Source organism: Faecalibacterium sp. DFI.5.82 (assembly GCF_029076575.1).
Taxonomy (GTDB): domain Bacteria; phylum Bacillota; class Clostridia; order Oscillospirales; family Ruminococcaceae; genus Faecalibacterium; species Faecalibacterium duncaniae.
In genome coordinates this window covers 1-287 of the sequence record NZ_JARFIS010001166.1, presented here as the reverse complement: position 1 = coordinate 287, position 287 = coordinate 1, and the positions used below count along the sequence as shown (strand labels likewise).

The window sequence follows — 287 nt, the reverse complement described above, 5'->3', positions numbered from 1 at the left end:
CACCTGCCGCTTTCAGCATCTCACAGCACTCCCAGGCGGCATCCCCGATCATCCTGCGCTGTTCCACTGTGGTGCGGGAAAGTTCCCCATCCACCGCATAGCAGGCATAGGCGCAGGGCAGGATAAAGGCGATGTGGCTCTTGAGCCACTCGTCCATATCGCTGTAATAGGTCATCTTGTAGTGGGTGCCTTCAAAAGCAGCCTGCAGCCGCAGGCGGAACGCGCCGGACAGGGGTGCGGTTGCGCCGCCGACGGTCATTCCCATCCCCATGTGCACACTGACCAGC

1 pseudogene is annotated in these 287 nt (G+C 61.3%); it reads right to left on the bottom strand.

The window, feature by feature from the left end:
• Positions 1–287 (bottom strand): annotated as a pseudogene (locus tag P0G09_RS20575) (ketopantoate reductase family protein); the annotation flags it as partial.